This window comes from Paracoccus sp. L-17 (assembly GCF_056857655.1).
This window is the reverse complement of record NZ_JBSXNM010000044.1, coordinates 42,244-58,583: the sequence shown is the minus strand read 5'-3', so window position 1 is coordinate 58,583 and position 16,340 is coordinate 42,244. Positions and strand designations below refer to the sequence as shown.

Here is a 16,340-nt window from a genome sequence, read left to right as displayed (position 1 = left end):
AACGATGAACCCGCCGGCCCCTCCCTTGGGGGCCGGCCAGGTGCTGGAAGCGAGGGACGGATGCGGATTCTGGTGATCGAGGATGACCGCACGACAGGGGACTACATCCTGGCAGGACTGCGCCAGGAGGGTCATGTCGTCGACCTGTCCCGCAACGGTCGCGACGGCCTGCTGACCGCGCAGACCAACGATTTCGACGTTCTGGTGGTCGATCGCATGCTGCCGGATCTGGACGGGCTGTCGCTGGTGCGCACGTTGCGCGCGGCCAGGAACCTGACGCCCGCGCTTTTCCTGACCGCACTTGGCGGCGTCGATGACCGGATCGAGGGACTGAATGCCGGCGGCGATGATTATCTGGTCAAGCCCTTCGCCTTTGGCGAATTGTCGGCCCGGCTGTCGGCGCTGGCCCGCCGCCCGCAGATGCGCGATGATGAATCGGTCCTGTCCGCCGGCGATCTGCGAATGGACCTGATCCGGCGCAAGGTCACGCGCGGCGGGGTCGAGATCGATTTGCTGCCGCGCGAATTCGCGCTGCTGGAATGCCTGTTGCGCCGAAAGGGCCGCGTGCAGACCCGCACCATGCTGCTGGAAGCGGTGTGGGAGCTCAGCTTCGATCCGCAGACCAATGTGGTTGAAAGCCACATCTCGCGGCTGCGCGGCAAGATCGACAAGCCCTTCGAGACCGAACTGATCAAGACCGTGCGCGGCGCCGGCTACAGGATCGAGGCATGAGGGCCGAATGGGCGGATATCCTGCGCTCGACCCCGATGCGGATGACGCTGCGGCTTGTGGCGCTGTTCACGCTGATCAGCCTGCTGACCTTCGCCGCGACCTGGTGGCTGGCCAACCGGGCGCTGCTGGACGCCACCGAAGCCGGGCTGGATGCCAGTCTGGACGAATTGTCCGCACTGGGCGACCAGAAGGACATCGCCGAGGCTGTCGGACGGCTTGCGGCGCGGGCCGATCCGGAAAACACGATCGTGATCTTCGACCGCGCCGCCGGCCTTGTCGGCAATTATCCGGACAGGGTGCCCGGATCGGGGCTGCGGGAATTCGATCCGGCCGATCGCGGTGACGGTTTCTCCAGCCGCTACATCGTCAAGAGCCGCGAGGTGCCGGGCGGGATCCTGACCCTGGGTCAGTCCGCCGATGCCTTCGACGAGATCCGCGAGGTCTTCGGGCAGGTCCTGTCCTTCACGCTGGCGCCGACGCTCCTGCTGGTCCTGGCCGCAGGGATCTTCAGCGCGCGGCGTTCGGCCCGCCGACTTGCCGCGATCGAGCACACGCTGGACCGCCTGCGCGGCGGCGAATTGTCGGCGCGCCTGCCGGACATGCCGGGCCCCGCCGACGATCTGTCGCGTGTCGGACGCGGCATCGACCGGCTGGCCGAGGCGCAGCAGGCATCAACCGAGGCGCTGCGACAGGTATCGGCCGATATCGCCCATGATCTGAAGACCCCGATCCAGCGCCTGTCGGTGCAGCTGGCGCGGGTTCGCGACGACCTGCCCGACGGCGTCGCGCCAGAGGCGCTGGATCGCGCCGAGGCCGAGATCGACGGCATCGTCGCGATCTTCCATTCGCTTCTGCGCATCGCCCAGATCGAGGGCGGCAGCCCGCGGACGCGCTTTGTGCCGGTGGACCTGGCCGGCCTGGCCGCGACGATGGCCGAGGTCTACGAGCCCGCGGCCGAGGAAAGCGGTCACGCCATGACGGTCGAGACGGGCGGCGAGGCCCGGATCATGGGCGATCGCGCCCTGCTGGGCCAGGTGATCGCCAATCTGATCGAAAACGCGCTGCGCCATACGCCGCCGGGCAGCGCGGTGACGCTGCGCGTCGATGGACCGCGCCTGATCGTCGCCGATAGCGGGCCGGGGATTCCGGCCGGCGAGCGCAGGAAGGTGCTGCGCCGTCTCTACCGTCTGGACCGCAGCCGCACCACGCCCGGCAGCGGGCTTGGCCTCAGCCTTGTCGAGGCCATCGTCAAGCTGCACGGCGGAACGATCGATCTGCAGGACAACGCGCCGGGGCTGAGGGTGCTTGTCAACCTGCCCCCGGCCCCGGCATGATCGGCATCGGGATCGACGGATCGCGCCGAAGCCGGGGACCGGCTTGCCCGTGCCGGCCGATCCGGACAGGTTGCGGTCATCGAAGAACCGGACGAAGCCATGAACACGGGATCTGATCCGCACCATCGCAAGCCCGCCAGCGCCCTGGCCCGGACGGTTCCGATCACCGCGGCGATCCTGCTGCTGGCCGGTCCGGTTCTGGCCCAGGACAGTCTTCTGTCGCCCGCCGGACCCGTCGCCGAGGCGCAGCGAAGCGATCTGATTCGCGTCACCCTGATCACGATGATCGCGGTGGTGCCTGTGCTGGTCGGCGTTCCGGTCATCCTGTGGCGCTATCATCGGGTCAGGGGCAACGGGTGCTATCGCCCCGGCAAGCTCTACCGTCCCGACTGGGAATTCTCGGGCCCGCTGGAGGCGGCGATGTGGGGCGTGCCCTTCGCCATCATCGCGGTGCTCGGCTGGTCGCTGTGGCAGACCACGATCCGGCTGGATCCCTATGCGCCGCTGGGCCCGGACCCGTTGGAGGTTCAGGCGATCGGGCTGGACTGGAAGTGGCTGTTTCTCTATCCCGAACAGGGAATCGCGACGCTGGATGCACTGGTGTTGCCGGCGGGCAGGCCGGTGCGCGTCGCGCTGACGACGGACACGGTGATGCAAAGCTTTCGCGTGCCCGCGCTGGCCGGGCAGATCTATGCCATGCCGGGGATGCGGACCGAACTGAACCTGATGGCCGACGCGCCCGGCCGCTGGCGGGGCGACAACATCCAGTATAGTGGTCGCGGATTTGCCGGGCAGACCTTTTCCGTGGTCGCGCTGGACCCGGCCGGCTGGCGCGACTGGGCCGGCACCCCCGCGCAAACGCCGCTTGACCCGGCCACCTATGCCCGCCTGGGGCGGGCTGGCAGCCCGGCCCAGGCGCGGGCGCTGCTGGGCCTGGGCGCGCGGGACGCACCACGGCTTCGGCTGGTCACGCCCGATCTCTTCGATCGGGTGATCGCACGCTATCGTGCCGGGCTGCCGGTGCCGCCCCGCGACCAGCCGGGGGCCCCGGCCTATGCCGGGGGTGGATGATGATGGGCGCACCGTTCGGGCGCCTTGACTGGTCGGCCACGCCATTCGACGACTTCCTGCGCAATCCGTCCCTCAACGAGGCCGTGTCCTCGGGTGCCGCGCTGACCGTGGTGTTGGGCGCGGCGGCGACATTGTGGCTGCTGACGCGCCACCATCTGTGGGGACCGCTTTGGCGGGACTGGCTGACCAGCCCGGACCACAAGCGGATCGGCATCATGTATGTGGTGCTGGCCGGGGTGATGTTTCTGCGCGGCGTGCTGGAAGGCGCGGTGATGCGCACCCATCAGGTCAGCGCGCTGAACGGCGGAATCCTGTCGCCCGACCATTATGCACAGCTCTTCTCGACCCACGGAACGATCATGATCTTCTTCGTGGCGACGCCGCTGGTGACGGGGCTGATCAACTTTGCCGTCCCCTTGCAGATCGGGGCGCGGGACATGGCGTTCCCGGTGTTGAACCAGGTCTCGCTGGGGCTGACGGCGTCGGGGGCGGGACTGGTCATGCTGTCGCTGGTCCTGGGTCAGTTCGGGACCGGTGGCTGGACGATGTATCCGCCCTTCACCGGCGCCACCTTCAGCCCCGGCCCGGGGGTGGACTACTGGATCTGGGCGGTCGGCCTTTCCGGGATCGGCTCGACCCTCGCCGGGATGAACATCGCGGTGACGATCTACAAGCTGCGTGCGCCGGGCATGACCTTCCTGCGGATGCCGATGTTCACCTGGACCGCGCTCTGCACCGCGATCATGATGGTCTATGCCTTCCCGGCGGTCACGGCATCGACCGCGATGCTGGCGCTGGACCGTGTGGCGGGGTTTCATTTCTTCACCAACGACCTGGGCGGAAACATGATGCAATACGCCAACATCTTCTGGATGTTCGGCCACCCCGAGGTCTATATCGTCGTGCTGCCGGCCTTCGGCGTCTATTCCGAGATCTCGGCCACCTTCGCGGCCAAGCGGCTTTATGGCTATAACAGCCTGGTGATCGCGACGATGGCCATCGCGGTGGTCTCGTTCGCGGTCTGGCTGCACCATTTCTTCACCATGGGACAGAATGGCCGCATCAACGCCGCCTTCGGCATCGCCACCATGGTCATCGCGGTGCCCACCGGCGTGAAGGTCTATGACTGGATGGCGACGCTGTTTCGCGGCCGGGTGCGGATCACGGTGCCGATCATCTATCTGACGGGGTTCTTCATCCTTTTCGTCTTCGGCGGGCTGACCGGGGTGATCCTGGCCAATCCGGCGATCAACTATCAGCTGCACAATTCCCAGTTCGTGGTCGCGCATTTCCACAACGTTCTGGTCCCGGGCACGCTGTTCGGCATGTTCGCAGGGATTCATTACTGGTTTCCCAAGGCCTTCGGCTTTCGCCTGGACGAAAAGCTGGCGCGGCGCACCGCGCTTTTGTGGGTGGCGGGGTTCTGCCTTGCATTCCTGCCGCTGTACTGGCTGGGACTGATGGGAATGCCCCGGCGGGCGGCCAGCTATGACAACCCCGCCTTTCAGCCCGCGATGTGGCTGGCTTTCGGCGGCGCCGCGATCCTGGTCGCGGCGCTGGCAAGCCTGATCCACACCTTCTGGGCCAGCGCGCGCAACCGCGCGGCGCTGGCCTGCCCGCTGGGCGATCCATGGGACGGGCGCAGCCTGGAATGGGCGACCAGCGCGCCGCCGCCGCCCTACAATTTCTGGGCCATCCCCAGCGTCAGGGCGCTGGACCCCTTTACCCTCGAGAAGGCCGAGGGGACGCCCTATGCCGAGGCCGACGCCTACGAGGATGTGGACATGCCGCGCCACACGGCCCTGGGAATGATCGTCGCGGTCGCGGGTGGCGCGCTTGGGCTGGCGATGGTCTGGTGGATCTGGTGGCTGGCCGTGCTGTCCGGTGCCGCGATCGTCGGCGCCGTCGTCCTGCGCGCCTTCGCCACGAACACGCATGAAACCATCCCGGCGGCCGAGGTCGCGGCCGCGCATCGCCGCTTTCTCGCCGCGATCCGGACGGCCCGCGCCATTGGCCGCGACGACGAGATGCTGCCCGCCAATCGCGGCCTTGCCGATCCGGCGGTGCCGGCATGAGCCATCGCGCGCATCCCGGCCTGAATCTCGGCGCCGCGCAAGGCGACGCGGGCAGCCGGACCGAAAAGACCGTCTTCGGCTTCTGGGTCTTTCTGATGAGCGACATGATCACCTTCGGGATCCTTTTCGGCCACTACGTCGTGATGCAGCGCGCGCGCGCGGGCGGTCCGGGGCCCGAGACGCTGTTCGACCTGCGCAGCGTCGCGCTTCAGACGGGGCTGCTGCTGACCAGTTCCTTCACCTACGGGCTGGCGAGCCTTGGGCTGAAACATGCGGGAACCGCCCGCGCCGTGTTGCCCTGGCTTGCGGTGACGGCCGCGCTTGGGGCCGGGTTCCTGGCGCTGGAGCTGCGCGATTTCGCCAGCATGGCGTCCCGGGGCGGCGTTCCGCAGCGCAGCGGCTATCTGTCGGCGCTCTGGGTGCTGGTGGGGCTTCACGGCCTGCATGTCACGATGGGTCTTTTCTGGATGGCGGTGATGGCCGCGCTGATCGCGGTGCAGGGCCTCACGGACCGGGTAAAGACCCGCCTTCTGCTGCTGGGTCTCTACTGGCACTTTCTGGACCTGATCTGGATCGGGATCCTTTCGGTCGTTTTTCTGGGAGGCATGGCATGAGCGACGATCGGCGAGGCGAGCTGCGGCGCTATGTCCGCGGATTCGTCGTTTCGGCGGCGCTGACGGGTCTGGCCTTCTGGGCGGTCGCGGGCAGCGGCCTGACGCGCCCGTCCGCGCTGTGGATCGTGGCGCTGGCCGGTATCGCGCAAGTGGCGGTGCAGTTGCGTTGCTTTCTGCATATCGGCTGGCGTCAGCAGCGCGAGGATTTGCACCTGATCGGGTTTTCGCTGTTGCTGATGGGCCTGATGATCGGCGGAACGGTCTGGATCATGGGCAGCCTCGGGGACCGGATGCAGCAACAGGCCGAAACGGCCGCGGCGCCGGACCGCTGAGCCGCGCGGGCCCCGCGCAGAAGGCCGGCAGGCCGCGCCCCCGGCGTCCCGCGCCCGGTCGGCAGGAACCGGCGCGACGCGGCCCGCGTCGGCCGTCAGGTCAGGGCGGTCAGTTCGCTCAGTTCCACGACCCGCCGTTCGGCCATCGACCGCTGCGCGGCAATTCCCATCAGCACCGCCCATTTGCCGTCCAGGACCGAAACATCCGGCGCGCGGCGTTGCCCGCGCACGAGTTCCAGGAACCCCAGATGCTGGTAGAAGGTCGAGCCGTTGTGATCGCCGGCATCGAGGATGGCCGGATCGACCGGGATCTCGCGGATCCGCGGGCCCTTGGGATTGCGCGGCGAATAGATGACCTGCGGCACCGGCGCAGCGCCCAGATGCGGCGGCCAGAACCGGTTCGGGCCGGGCACCAGCGCCTCGATCTTGCCGCTGGGGCCAAGTGCCGAGATTTCCTCCTGATAGCGCGCGCCCTCGGCGAACATGCACAATTCCAGCATCGCCTTGGCGCCGTTCTCGAAGGCGACCAGAACATAGCCGTGGTCCAGAATATCAGGCGTTTCACCGGAATAGCTTTCGTCCAGATGGTTGGCCGCCTGCCCGCCCATGGCCATGACGCGCACCGGGTCCGATTTCAGCGCCAGTCGCATGAGATCGAAGAAATGACAGCATTTCTCGACGAAGGTGCCGCCGGTATAGCGGTTGAAGCGGTTCCACGACCCGACCTTGTCCAGAAAGGGAAAACGGTTCTCGCGGATGGTCAGCATCTTGATGCCTCCGGTCACGGCCTCGGCCTCTTCCAGCAGCCGGGCGACGGGCGGCATGTAGCGATATTCCATCGCCACCCAGACCGGCGCCGGATAGCTGGCGGCGAAGGCATCGACGGCGGCGGCGTGGTCGGGATCGGTGAAAAGCGGCTTTTCCACCAGGACCGGCAGCGGCCGCCGCCTTGCGATGGCCTGCAATTGTTCGACGTGGCGGAAATTGGGGCTGGCGATCAGCAGGCAGTCGATCTCGGGGATGTCCAGAAGCGCGTCGAGATTGTCCACGAAACGCGCATCGGGGGCGAATTGCGCGGCACGAACCCGCATCAGCGCATCCGGTTCGAAGATCGCGCCGACGGCAGCATTGTCCAGAAGCGCGATGTTGCGCAGATGTTCCTGACCCATCATGCCGCAGCCGATGATGCCATAGGTGATGGTCCGGGTCTGGCCGCGCACAAGCGTTTCGGTGGTCATGGGGATCCCTCTTTCGTCAGGCGAGGCGCTGGACATAAAGCGCCTTTTCGGTGTCGTACCAGGTGCGGGAAAATTCGACCGCCTCGGCGCGCTGCGCCCAGGACAGCCGTTCGATATAGGCGGTCACGGTACCGGGGGGCAGCGCAAAGGCCGTGGGCGACCAGTCCGGGACCGCGCCGATCCCGACCCGGTCCTCGGCCCGGCTGATCCACAGTTTCAGCGCCCGCTTGTAGGTCAGGTAAAGCGAATCCTGGATCAGATCCCGCGGCACGATGCCGGCGCCGCCGTCCAGCCAGATTTCCTCGATCGCGACGATCTGGTCATCCAGATAGCGCAGGCGGCGAAAGCGGGTGCCGTGATCCGAGGTGCCATAGGCGGGCTGGCCGGCATCCTTGGGCAGATAATCGGCCGACAGGATATCCGCCGTGGGCAGCCCGCCGCCGCCGCGCACCAGTTCCAGCCGCAGCATCGAATAGACCGAATCGACCGCGCCACCCGCACGGACATAGTTCCCCGACCCCTGCCGGCGTTCCAGAAGGCCCTTCCTTTCCAGCAGCAGCAGCGCCTTGCGCAGCGTCCCGACGGTGGTGCCATGGGCCTTCGCGAAATCGCGTTCGGGCGGCAGCTTCTGACCATCGACCAGCCGCCCCGAGGCAATGTCCCGGATCAGGATCTCGCTGATCTGCATGTAGATCGGCAGCGCGTCGGGCCGGTGGCCTGCGGGTCTGCCCCTGTCCTGCATGATTTCGCCTGTCCCGTGCGACCAGAATTGATACCCTATTGATTTACACCAAAGGCGGAGCTAGTAAAGACCGAATTTCAGCGACCCGAGGGAGGGAACATGACCATTGTCCCGGTGACATCTGCGGATCTCGACGCGGTCGAGGTGGCCTGGTTTTCGGCGCTCTGCTCGGATGATTACCAGTTTCTCGGGGTGCCGGACGGCGATCTCCGGTCGTCCTGGGATCATTGTTCGGACATCGTCAAGACCGCCGAGGCACAGGGCTTCGGCAATATCCTGTGCCCCTCGTCCTATCAGGTGGGCCAGGACACGCTGAGCTTTGTCGCCGGCTGCGCGCCGATCACCGAACGCATCAACCTGCTGGCCGCCGTGCGCTGCGGCGAGATGCAGCCGATCATGCTGGCGCGCACCATCGCGACGCTGGATCACATGTTGCAGGGGCGGCTGACGGTAAACATCATCTCGTCCGACTTTCCGGGCCAGAAAGAGGACAGCAAGCACCGATACAAGCGGTCGCGCGAGGTGGTCGAGATCCTGAAACAGGCCTGGAGTCGCGACCAGATCGATTACGAGGGCGAGGTCTACAGCTTTGCCGGCCTGACCACGGATCCGGCCAAACCCTATCAGCAGGGCGGGCCGATGCTGTATTTCGGCGGCTATTCGCCCGACGCGCTGGATCTGTGCGGGCAGCATTGCGATGTCTATCTGATGTGGCCCGAAAAGACCGAGGACATCGCCGCCAGGATGAAGGCCGCCCACGAGGCCGCCGAACGATACGGGCGGACGCTGGATTACGGATTCCGCGCCCATGTCATCGTCCGCGACACCGAGGCCGAGGCCAGGGACTATGCCCGCTACATCGCCAGCAAGCTGGACGACGAACTGGGGCAGGCGATCCGCGAACGGGCGCTGGATGCGGGCAGCCTGGGCGTCAGCCATCAGGCGCGCAACCGCGAACTGGCCGACCTGGAAGGCTATGTCGAACCGAACCTTTGGACCGGGGTGGGCCGGGCGCGGTCGGGCTGCGGCGCGGCCATCGTCGGCTCGACCGATCAGGTTCTGAGCAAGCTGGAGGAATTGCAGGGGATGGGGATCCGCGCCTTCATCCTGTCGGGCTATCCGCATCTTGACGAGGCCGAACATTTCGGCAGCCGCGTGCTGCCGCAGATGAAGACCTGCCAGCTGAACCGGGTCCGGGGGCGGGTGCCCGATGCCCTGCCGCGCACGCCGCTGGGCGCGGGGGTGCGGCGCTGATGGATACGCTGGGGGATTTCGTCGCCGACCGGGTTCGCATTGCCGAGGGTCTCAGCCTTTCGCGGCTTGTCTACGGCATGTGGCGGCTTGGCGATGATGCCGACATCTCGGCCGGGCACGTGCGCGCCAAGATCGACGCGGCGCTGGACCGGGGCATCACCACCCTGGATCAGGCAGACATCTATGGCGATTATACCGCCGAGGCGATCCTGGGACAGGCCTTCAAGGCCGATCCGGGACTGCGCAACAGGGTCGAGCTGGTCACGAAATGCGGTATCGTCGCGCCCTGCGGACGATACGCGGACGCGGCCTGCAAGCATTACGACACCTCGGCCGCCCATATCACCGCCTCGGTCGAGAAGTCGCTGCGCGACCTGGGCGCCGATCATATCGACCTGCTGCTGATCCACCGCCCCGATCCGCTGATGGATCCCCACGAGACCGGAGCGGCGCTGGACGGGCTGATCCGGTCGGGCAAGATCCGCGCCGCCGGCGTGTCGAATTTCCGGCCCTGGGATGTCGAGCTGCTGCAAGCCGCCATGCGGAACACGCTGGTCACGAACCAGATCGAATTGTCGCTGGCCCGGCCGCAGCCCTTCGCGGATGGCGATCTTGCCTTTCACCAGCGCCGCGGCGATCCGGTCATGGCCTGGTCGCCGCTGGGCGGCGGCAGCCTGATGCGGGGCGATACCGCCCTGACCCGGCGGATGGACGCGCTGGCCGGGGAATTCGGCGTCGATCGCGCGGCCATCGCGGTGGCTTTCCTGCTGCGGCACCCGGCGACGATCCTGCCGGTTCTGGGCACCAACTCTCTGGTCCGCATCGCCGCGATCCCGGATGCGCGCAAGGTCGATCTGACCCGCGTGCAATGGTTCCAGCTCTACGAGGCGGCGCTTGGCCGCGAGGTGGCGTGATGCACATGGCCGAACCCCGCAGTTTCGTTCCCGAACCCCAGAACGGGCGCGACCTGCGCGACGCCTTTGGCCTGTTCGCCACCGGCGTCACCATCGTCACGACCGGCGATCCGTCCGGCTGCGCGGCGATCACCGTCAACAGCTTTTCCTCGGTCTCGATGGATCCGCCGCTGGTGCTGTGGTCGCCGGCGCGCCGGTCCCGCCGCTATGCGCAATTCGCCGAGGCGCGGCATTACGCGATCCATGTCCTTGCCGCCGACCAGCACGAACTGGCCTTTGCCGTGGCCCGGGACGCGACGGCGCTGCAGGATCTGCCGCTGGGCCGGAACGGCTGGGGCGTGCCGGTGCTGGACCAGTGCCTCGCGCGGTTCGATTGCCACCGTTACGCGGTGCATGATGCCGGCGATCATGCCATTGTGGTGGGCGAGGTGCTGCGCGCCACGATGCAACAGGGCGATCCGCTGGCCTTCTTTGGCGGGCGGATGGCACGGATCGACAACAACTGACTGCGCCACCCGACCCTGAGGAGGGGGGGACGGCGCATGAGGGGGGAGAGCGAATGGTCTTGCTGGAGGCGTCGATCCGGGCCCTGTCCTGGGTGAACGGGCATCTGCTGAGGATCGGCTATGGCATCGGCATCGCGGCCATCGCGATGATGGTCGCGGTGACGCTGGTGCAGGTCTTCTTCCGCTACGTCCTGAACAACGCCCTGCCCTGGCCGGACGAGGCGGCGCGCTTCGGCATGTTGTGGATGACCGGGCTGATGGCGCCGATCGCCTTTCGCCGCGGCGGCTTCGTGGCGATCGACATCCTGATCTTCGCCCTGCCCCGCGCGGCGGCGGCGATCCTGAACATCGTGCTGCTGGCCGTCAGCCTGACGGTGCTGATCGTGTCGCTGAAGATCGGCTGGTCCGAGGTGACGGGGCTGGGCGGACGCTTTGCCTCGGCCTCGCTCTATCTGCCGACCTCGGTCGATTTCAGCACCTGGCAGCGACTGCCGCGCAGCTGGATGATGGCCGCGCTGCCGGTAGGGATCGTGCTGCTGATCCTGGTCAATGTCGAACTGATCCTGCGCAATCTGGCGCAGGTTCTGGGTCTCGTCGAACTTCCGCCCATTCCCCATTCCGAGACCGAGGGCGCCGAGTGATGCTGATCTGGTTCCTGCCGCTGTTCCTGGTCTTCCTGATGATCGGCCTGCCGGTCTTTTTCGGCCTGCTCGCGGCGCCGGGAATCCTGCTTGTCCTGAACGGGCAGGAACGCGACCTGACCTTGCTTTACCGCAACCTCTACAACGGCATGGACAGCTTTCCGCTGATGGCGATCCCGTTCTTCATGCTGGCCGGCGAGATCATGAATCGCGGCGGCATCACCCACCGGCTGGTCGAATTCAGCCAGGCGCTGATGGGGCATTTTCGCGGCGGGCTGGCGCATGTGAACGTGCTGTCCTCGATGCTGTTCGCGGGGCTGTCCGGATCGGCCGTGGCGGATACCTCGGCGCTTGGCTCGATGCTGATACCGGCGATGGAGCGGCAGGGCTATACCCGTCGCTTCGCTGCCGCGATCACCGCGGCCAGTTCGGTGATCGGGCCGATCATTCCGCCATCGGGGATCATGATCATCTATGCCTATGTGATGGGCGAAAGCGTCGCGGCGCTGTTTCTGGCCGGGCTGGTGCCCGGCGTGCTGGTCGGCGTGGGGCTGATGGCGCTGATCAAGATCATGGCCGACCGCTACGACTTTCCGGTGGCATCGCGTCGCTATGGCTGGGGCGAACGCGGGCAGGCCAGCCTGAAGGCGTTCTTTCCGCTGATGACGCCGGTGATCATCCTGGGCGGCATCCTGGCAGGCGTGTTCACGCCCACCGAGGCGGCGGCGGTCGCGGTGTTCTATGCGCTGGTGATCAGCCTGTTCGTGCTGCGGACGCTGCGCCTGTCGGAACTGCCCGACGTGCTGGGCCGCGCCGGCATCACCTCGGCGGTGGTGCTGCTGCTGGTCGGGGCGGCGATGTCGTTCAAGACCGTGGTGTCGCTGTCGCAGGCGCCGCAGATGATGGCCGACGTGATCCTGACGCTGACCGAGAATCCGCTGCTGATGCTGTTTCTGATCAACCTGCTGCTGTTCGTGGTCGGCATGTTCCTGGATGCGGGGCCGGCGATCATCATCCTGGGTCCGATCCTGGCGCCGGTCTTTACCCAGCTGGGCGTGGACAGCGTGCATTTCGCCATCATCATGTGCGTGAACCTGACCGTCGGGCTGGCCACGCCGCCGATGGGGCTGGTGCTGTTCGTGGCCTCGGCCGTGTCGGGGGAACGGGTGACGACGATCGCCCGCGCCATCCTGCCATTTCTCGCGGTCGAAATCCTGGTGATCTTCCTGATCACCTATTTCCCCGCGATCTCCATGACGATCCCGCGTCTGACCGGGTTCGCGAACTGAATGTCATTCGAACCAAGAGGGAGGATCTGATGTTGACGAAGACAATCACGACGGCGGCGGCGCTGGCCATGGCGGCGCTGCTGGCGATCCCGGCCGCGGCGCAGGAATATACCCTCCGCGCCGTCGCCAATTCCAACGAGAGCGACGAGGATTACGACGGCCTGCAGGTCTTCAAGTCCTATGTGGAAAGCGCCTCGAACGGCGCCATCGCGGTCGAGATCTACATGGGGACGCAATTGTGTTCGAACGGGGCCGAATGCCTTCAGGGCGTGGCCGATGGATCCATCGATGTCTATATCTCGACCTCGGGCGGGGCGGCCGGCCTGTTCCCCTATGTGCAGGTCCTGGACCTGCCCTACCTGATGCAGGATGACCGCGTGGCCGAGAAGGTTCTGTCGGGCGATTTCACGCGCACCATGCGCGAGATGGCGCTGGAGGATTCGGGCGGCGCGATCCGGCTGATGACCATCGGCAATACCGGCGGCTGGCGCAACTTTGCCAATACCAAGCGCCGCGTCCAGACGCCGGCCGATCTGAAGGGCATGAAGATCCGCACCGTGGTCGCCGACCTGCCGCAGGAACTGGTCAGAACCCTGGGCGCCGCGCCGACGCCGATCCCCTGGCCCGAACTGTTCACCTCGTTGCAGACCGGTGTGGTGGACGGCACCAAGAACGGCATCACCGACATCATGTCGATGAAATTCCCCGAGGCCGGGCTGCAATACCTGACGCTGGACGGGCACGCCTACATGGGCGCGCTGTGGTGGATGTCCAACGAGAGGTTCATGGCCATGCCCGAAGACATGCGCCGGGTCGTGGTCGATGGATTCTACCAGCTTCAGCAGGCCACCTTCGCTTCGCCCAAGCGCAAGTCGATCCCCGCCTATGAGGAATTCGTCCAGGGCGGCGGTGATCTCTATGTGCCGACGCCGGAGGAAAAGCAGGCCTTTGCCGATGCCGCCCGGCCGGTCTATGAATGGTTCACCGCCAATGTCGAGGGCGGGCAGGAAATCTTCGACGCCATGAAAGGCGCTGTCGAGACCGCGAACCAGGAACTGGACACGGAACGCGCCCGCGATATCCAGTGACGCCTTGGCGGGCGGACCTGCGGGGGTCCGCGATGATCCCGCAGGGCGCGGCGTCGCGCAGCGCGCGCAGCCCGTAAGCCGGGGGCGATTGGGCCAACCGGGCGGCGGCAGCAAACCGCGAGGGGGAAAATCATGCCTGCCAGCAAGGAATTCGATCTGATCGTCATCGGCGGCGGGACCGGCGGGAACGGGGTCGCCCGGATGGCTGCCGGCGCCGGCTGGAAGGTGGCCAGCATCGACAGCCTGCCCTTCGGTGGCACCTGTGCATTGCGAGGCTGCGATCCCAAGAAGATGCTGGTCGCCGTGACCGAGGGGATCGAACAGGCCCGCAACCTGGACGGCAAGGGCCTGAAGACACGGCCTTCGGTCGATTGGCCGGACATGATCGCCTTCAAGCGCAGCTTCACGGACGCGATGCCCGGCCGTATCGAGGGCGGGCTGGAGAAAGCCGGCGTCACGGTGCTGCATGGCCAGGCACGGTTCACCGGCCCCGACCGGATCGTGGTGAATGGCGAAACCCTGTCGGCACGCCACTTCCACATCGCCACCGGCGCCCGGCCGATGACGCTGAACATTCCCGGCGAAGAGCTTCTGGCAACCAGCACCGATTTTCTGGAATTGCCCGAACGGCCCGACAGGATCGTGTTCGTCGGCGGCGGATTCATCGCGATGGAGTTCGCCCATATCTCCCGGCGCGCGGGGGCGCGCGAAGTCACGGTCCTGGAAATGCAGGACCGGCCGCTTGGAAATTTCGATCCCGATCTGGTCGACGTTCTTGTCGAAGCAACGACCGAGCTGGGCGTCGATCTGCGGACCGGGGCGAAGGTTCTGAAGATCGAAAGACGCGGACAGGACTTCGCGGTGACTTGCGAGACGCGGCAGGGGACGGAAACGGTCGTCTGCGATCTCGTGGTTCATGCCACCGGCCGCGTGCCCAATATCGACCATCTCGACCTTGAAGCCGCGGGCGTCGAATACGGTCGCAAGGGCATCAGGGTCAGCCCCTTCATGCGCACGACCAACCCGGCCATCTTCGCCGCCGGAGATTGCGCCGATAGCGGTCCGAATCTGACCCCCGTCTCGGCCCTCGAGGGCCGGATCGCAGGCAAGAACCTGCTTGCCGGAAAGGATGAGCGCCGGGTGGATGATCGGCCGATTCCAAGCGTCGTCTTCACCTTGCCCCAGATGGCGACGGTCGGCCTGTCCGAAGCTGCCGCGCGCGACAGGGGATTGGATTTCGAGACCCGTTTCGCGAAGACGGCGGACTGGTATTCGTCGCTGCGGGTGGGTGCGAAACACAGTGCCTACAAGGTTCTGGTCGAAAAGGCGACCGGCAGGATCCTGGGGGCGCATCTGCTTGGCCCCGGTGCCGAAGAGCAGATCAACCTGTTCGCGATGGCGATGGCTGCGGGCCTGACCGCGACCGCGATCAAGGGCGTCACCTTTGCCTATCCCAGCTTTGCGTCGGATATCGGCTCGATGGTCTAGACTGCGCATTGGCCGGGTCAAACCGGCAGGAATTTACCAAACGCGCCGACGCCATGCCCATGCGCGGGGCCTTGTTGCCGCGCCGTCAGCGCCCCCCCCCCCAATGCGTCAAGGCTGGGATCGACGGTGCGGGAACTCTGCTGCCGCGATCCGCCTAGCCGTCGCTGTCGTCTTCCGATGCGCAATAGATCAGATACAGCGCCTCGATCATCTGATGCACTCGCGGGTCGGCGATACGGTAGAAGATCGTCTGCCGGTCGCGGCGCGTCGCCACCATTCCCGCGTCGCGCAACCGGGCAAGATGCTGGCTCAGCGCAGACTGGCTCAGGTCCAGTTGGATCTGCAACGCTCCGACCGATTGCTCACCCTCCAGAAGATGGCACAGCACCATCAGCCGGCTGGTGTTCGCCAACAGGCCAAGCTGCCCCGCGACCTCTGCGGCGCGCGCCTGCAAGACCGGCAGCGAGGGCCGATTTTCTTTTATATCAGTGTTGACTAATTTAGCCATTACTTACATATAACGACTCATCCGGCGAAAGCCAAGGGTAACGAATGAGAGGAGACCGGCATGGAACCCGTCGTCGCGACCGATTTCACACCATGGCTGTCGCTGACCGGCGGTGTGCTGATCGGAATCAGCGCGGTGACGGTGATGGGCCTGTTCGGCAAGATCGCAGGGATCAGCGGCATCACGAAGGGCCTGACCGGCCTTGTGCCGGGGCTTGGCGGACCCGACGACCGCGGGTGGCGGCTTGCTTTCCTGCTGGGCCTGGTCGCGGCGCCGGTCGCTGTCCTGCTGGTGACCGGATCGTTTCCGCAACAGACCGTATCCGGCAACCTGCCCGGCATGGCCCTTGCGGGACTGCTGGTCGGGACGGGCACCGCACTGGGATCGGGCTGCACCTCGGGACATGGCGTCTGCGGTCTGGCGCGCCTGTCGCGCCGGTCGCTGGTCGCCGTATGCGTGTTCTTGGCCGCAGCCGTCCTGACCACCACCCTGATCCGCCACGTGATCTGAGGAG

Annotated in this window: 17 protein-coding genes; 14 read left to right on the top strand and 3 right to left on the bottom strand. The window is 66.3% G+C overall.

All coding sequences use genetic code 11. The features are described from left to right. The first annotated feature begins 60 nt into the window (after nt 1-60). The 6 genes from AC13CR_RS14655 (at nt 61) to AC13CR_RS14630 (ending at nt 6,158) form a co-directional block, all read left to right on the top strand. Nucleotides 61-732: a winged helix-turn-helix domain-containing protein gene (locus AC13CR_RS14655; protein ID WP_292956654.1), complete on the top strand. Its 672-nt coding sequence runs from the start codon at nt 61-63 to the stop codon at nt 730-732. Beyond that, nucleotides 729-2,066 (top strand): sensor histidine kinase, encoded by a 1,338-nt coding sequence (locus AC13CR_RS14650; RefSeq protein ID WP_292956651.1) that lies wholly within the window; start codon nt 729-731, stop codon nt 2,064-2,066. The genes AC13CR_RS14655 and AC13CR_RS14650 overlap by 4 nt, the downstream gene beginning before the upstream one ends. Before the next feature lie 99 nt (nt 2,067-2,165). Further along, nucleotides 2,166-3,137, top strand: coding sequence for a cytochrome ubiquinol oxidase subunit II family protein (locus tag AC13CR_RS14645; protein ID WP_292956648.1), 972 nt, complete (start codon nt 2,166-2,168; stop codon nt 3,135-3,137). A gap of 2 nt (nt 3,138-3,139) precedes the next feature. Beyond that, the gene (locus AC13CR_RS14640; protein ID WP_292956646.1) at nt 3,140-5,212 is read left to right on the top strand and encodes a cbb3-type cytochrome c oxidase subunit I; all 2,073 of its coding nucleotides are present in this window, start codon (nt 3,140-3,142) and stop codon (nt 5,210-5,212) included. Continuing rightward, complete coding sequence (locus AC13CR_RS14635) at nt 5,209-5,826, top strand: cytochrome c oxidase subunit 3 (RefSeq protein WP_292956643.1); 618 nt, start codon at nt 5,209-5,211, stop codon at nt 5,824-5,826. Before AC13CR_RS14640 ends, AC13CR_RS14635 begins: the two co-directional genes overlap by 4 nt. Next, entirely contained in the window at nt 5,823-6,158 is a 336-nt protein-coding gene (locus AC13CR_RS14630; protein ID WP_292956640.1) for a cytochrome o ubiquinol oxidase subunit IV, read from the top strand. The genes AC13CR_RS14635 and AC13CR_RS14630 overlap by 4 nt, the downstream gene beginning before the upstream one ends. Before the next feature lie 95 nt (nt 6,159-6,253). On the opposite strand, the gene AC13CR_RS14625 is transcribed toward AC13CR_RS14630, so the two are convergent. Together AC13CR_RS14625 and AC13CR_RS14620 are read right to left on the bottom strand one after the other, a co-directional pair. Then, entirely contained in the window at nt 6,254-7,396 is a 1,143-nt protein-coding gene (locus AC13CR_RS14625) for a Gfo/Idh/MocA family protein (RefSeq protein WP_292956637.1), read from the bottom strand. Nucleotides 7,397-7,412: 16 nt separating this feature from the next. Further along, entirely contained in the window at nt 7,413-8,138 is a 726-nt protein-coding gene (locus tag AC13CR_RS14620; RefSeq protein WP_292956634.1) for a GntR family transcriptional regulator, read from the bottom strand. A gap of 99 nt (nt 8,139-8,237) precedes the next feature. Between AC13CR_RS14620 and AC13CR_RS14615 the strand changes: the two genes are divergently transcribed. From AC13CR_RS14615 to AC13CR_RS14585, 7 genes are all read left to right on the top strand, one after another. After that, nucleotides 8,238-9,392, top strand: a complete 1,155-nt coding sequence (locus tag AC13CR_RS14615; protein WP_292956631.1) for an LLM class flavin-dependent oxidoreductase — start codon at nt 8,238-8,240, stop codon at nt 9,390-9,392. Next, a complete protein-coding gene (locus tag AC13CR_RS14610) occupies nt 9,392-10,306 on the top strand; it encodes an aldo/keto reductase (protein WP_482900861.1) in 915 nt (304 codons plus the stop codon). Before AC13CR_RS14615 ends, AC13CR_RS14610 begins: the two co-directional genes overlap by 1 nt. A gap of 5 nt (nt 10,307-10,311) precedes the next feature. Next, complete coding sequence (locus tag AC13CR_RS14605) at nt 10,312-10,812, top strand: flavin reductase family protein (protein ID WP_292956625.1); 501 nt, start codon at nt 10,312-10,314, stop codon at nt 10,810-10,812. Between the two features lie 53 nt (nt 10,813-10,865). Next, a complete protein-coding gene (locus AC13CR_RS14600) occupies nt 10,866-11,453 on the top strand; it encodes a TRAP transporter small permease (protein ID WP_292956622.1) in 588 nt (195 codons plus the stop codon). Further along, the gene (locus tag AC13CR_RS14595; protein ID WP_292956619.1) at nt 11,453-12,742 is read left to right on the top strand and encodes a TRAP transporter large permease; all 1,290 of its coding nucleotides are present in this window, start codon (nt 11,453-11,455) and stop codon (nt 12,740-12,742) included. Before AC13CR_RS14600 ends, AC13CR_RS14595 begins: the two co-directional genes overlap by 1 nt. 29 nt (nt 12,743-12,771) lie before the next feature. Further along, nucleotides 12,772-13,830: a TRAP transporter substrate-binding protein gene (locus AC13CR_RS14590; RefSeq protein ID WP_292956616.1), complete on the top strand. Its 1,059-nt coding sequence runs from the start codon at nt 12,772-12,774 to the stop codon at nt 13,828-13,830. A gap of 132 nt (nt 13,831-13,962) precedes the next feature. Beyond that, nucleotides 13,963-15,318 (top strand): dihydrolipoyl dehydrogenase family protein, encoded by a 1,356-nt coding sequence (locus tag AC13CR_RS14585; protein ID WP_292956613.1) that lies wholly within the window; start codon nt 13,963-13,965, stop codon nt 15,316-15,318. A 154-nt stretch (nt 15,319-15,472) separates the two neighbouring features. On the opposite strand, the gene AC13CR_RS14580 is transcribed toward AC13CR_RS14585, so the two are convergent. Then, complete coding sequence (locus AC13CR_RS14580) at nt 15,473-15,826, bottom strand: ArsR/SmtB family transcription factor (protein ID WP_292956610.1); 354 nt, start codon at nt 15,824-15,826, stop codon at nt 15,473-15,475. A gap of 60 nt (nt 15,827-15,886) precedes the next feature. On the opposite strand from AC13CR_RS14580, the gene AC13CR_RS14575 reads away from it, so the two are divergent. Next, on the top strand, nt 15,887-16,336 hold the full coding sequence (locus tag AC13CR_RS14575; protein WP_292956607.1) for a YeeE/YedE family protein: 450 nt from the start codon (nt 15,887-15,889) through the stop codon (nt 16,334-16,336). The last annotated feature ends 4 nt before the right edge of the window (nt 16,337-16,340 follow it).